Here is a 1937-nt window from a genome sequence, read left to right as displayed (position 1 = left end):
ACAGTTACCTATAAAGACTTGAAGAAAATAACTAAAATAAATATTGGTTGTTCGGGCTATTATAGTACGATAAAAGATTTACAATATTGTACCAATATAAAAAGGCTTAGGATGAATGGACATGTAATTATGGAAGGGGAACCATCATATTCAATTAACCAAGGAAAGATAGATAAACAACTCACCAAAGAAGATATTGATTTATTACAAAAAGAGCTTGGACAGGTTCTTCCAGAATTAAAACATTTAGAATATTTAGGAGTATCTAATAACGGAGGTTGTAATTTGTCTTCATTAGATTTTTTGAAAGATTGTACACAATTAGAAGAAGTGAATTTATATTCTAGCCAAGCAGACGACTATTCAATCCTAAAGACATGTAAATCATTGAAATATATACGTATTAACAAATCGAACATATCCAAAGCAGATGATTTGATTGGAATAAAGAATCTTGAATTTGTTACACTAGACTATACTCCATTATCAAGAAATCCAGAAGAATTAAAAAAATTACGTGAGGCATATCCAGAAGCTGAAATATTAACAGAGGAGTAAGTAAGAGAATATAGTCTTAGGTAATACATATTGGGAGTATGAAATGAAGAAGAAATTAATATATAGTTTATTGATAGCAGCAATAATATTAGTTATAGGAACAAAAGTAGGAGTTCCATTGGTACGATATATCCATGAGAATAGTCATGTGAATTTTGCAGATGAAAACATGGCAATTGTGTTGAGCAATGCACTAGGAGACGGAGAAACACCAAAGACAGTTACCTATAAAGACTTGAAGAAAATAACTGAAATAGATATTGGATTTGTAAGTTATTATAGTACAATAAAAGATTTATGCTATTGTACCAACATAAAAGCTCTTGGTATGAATGGTTATACAATTGATGAATGGGCGCCATCATATTCGATTAACCAAGGAAAGGTAGATAGACAATTAACTAAAGAGGATGTTGATTTATTACAAAAAGAACTTGGAGAGATACTTCCTAAACTAAAACAATTAGAGTATTTGGCAATATCTAATAAGGGTGGTTGTAATCTGAATTCGATAGAATTTTTGAAAGGTTGTACAAAATTAGAAACAGTGATTTTATATTCTAGCCAAGCAGACGATTATTCTGTCCTAAAGACATGTAAGTCATTAAGAAACATATATATTGAAAAATCTAACATATCCAAAGCAGATGATTTGATTGGAATAAAAAATCTTGAACTAGTTACACTGGACTATACTCCATTATCAAGGAATCCAGAAGAATTAAAAAAATTACGAGAAGCATATCCTGAAGCTGAAATATTTACAGAGGAGTAAGTAAGAGAATATAGTCTAGGTAATACATAGTGGGAGTATGAAATGAAGAAGAAATTAATATATAGTTTATTGATAGCAGCACTAATATTAGTTATAGGAAAAAAAGTAGGAGTACTACAATATATACATGAGAATAGTCATGTGAATTTCGCGGATGAAAACATGGCAATTGTGTTAAGTAATGCGCTAGGAGGTGGTGAAACACCAAAGACAGTTACCTATAAAGATTTGAAGAAAATAACTAAAATAGATATTGGTTTTTCTGGTTATTATAGTACGATTAAAGATTTACGCTATTGCACAAATTTAAAATGGCTTACTATAAATGCACATGTAATTGGTGAAGGGAGTCCGTCATATTCGATTAACCAAGGAAAGATAGATAAACAACTCACCAAAGAAGATATCGCCTTATTACAAAAGGAACTTGGAGATATACTTCCCCATTTAAAACATTTAAAAGATTTGGGAGTATCTAACAATGGAGGCTGTAATTTGTATTCATTAGATTTTTTGAAAGGTTGTACACAATTAGAAACAGTGAATTTTTATTCTAGCCAAGCAGACGATTATTCTGTCCTAAAGACATGTAAGTCATTAAGAA

At 30.4% G+C, this 1937-nt stretch carries 3 protein-coding genes; all 3 read left to right on the top strand.

What is annotated here, in order from left to right; genetic code table 11:
• Positions 1-558: hypothetical protein (locus tag ACW2QF_RS05155; RefSeq protein ID WP_455714924.1), on the top strand; the 558-nt coding region annotated here is incomplete at its 5' end.
• Positions 559-601: 43 nt separating this feature from the next.
• Positions 602-1333 carry a hypothetical protein gene (locus ACW2QF_RS05150; protein ID WP_455714923.1) on the top strand — a complete coding sequence of 244 codons (732 nt, stop codon included), beginning with the start codon at positions 602-604 and terminating at the stop codon, positions 1331-1333.
• 42 nt (positions 1334-1375) lie between these two features.
• Positions 1376-1937: hypothetical protein (locus ACW2QF_RS05145; RefSeq protein WP_455714922.1), on the top strand; the 562-nt coding region annotated here is incomplete at its 3' end.

The organism is Anaerosporobacter sp., assembly GCF_965301125.1.
Note: the sequence above shows the minus strand (reverse complement) of the source record. Positions and strands in the feature narration are given on the sequence as shown.

Excerpts from the sequence above, each read along its gene's own strand:
- ACW2QF_RS05150 (WP_455714923.1), top strand. The coding sequence starts at position 602 with ATGAAGAAGAAATTAATATATAGTTTATTGATAGCAGCAATAATATTA.